The 379-nt window shown below is 65.2% G+C and carries 1 protein-coding gene; it reads right to left on the bottom strand.

Features of this window, described 5'->3' with window-relative positions:
• The coding region (locus tag HMPREF2990_RS13130) for a biotin/lipoyl-containing protein (protein ID WP_305764509.1) at positions 1 to 379 on the bottom strand (379 nt) is incomplete at both ends.

Consider the following 379-nt stretch of genomic DNA (forward strand, 5'->3'; position numbering starts at 1 on the left):
CTCGCCGACCTCGACGGTGTCGTCCTCCTCGGCCAGCACCTCAACCAGGGTGCCGGCGACCGGGGACGGGATTTCGGTATCGACCTTGTCGGTGGAGACCTCGAGCAGCGGCTCGTCGACCTCAACTTCGTCGCCGACTTCCTTCAGCCAGGTGGTAATGGTGCCCTCGGTGACGGACTCGCCGAGCTCCGGCATCTCAACCTTGGTGCCAGCGCCGGAACCGGAAGACTTCTTCTCCTGCTTCGGAGCTTCTTCCTTCTCCTCAGCGGGCTCCTCGGCCTTCTCTTCAGTGTCATCCGAGTCGTCAGCGTCAGCAGAGGACGCCGCCGCATCCGCATCGCCGATGCGCGCGATGACCTCGCCGACCTCGACGGTGTCG

The sequence above is a fragment of the Corynebacterium sp. HMSC071B10 genome (assembly GCF_001814825.1).
Taxonomy (GTDB): Bacteria; Actinomycetota; Actinomycetes; order Mycobacteriales; family Mycobacteriaceae; genus Corynebacterium.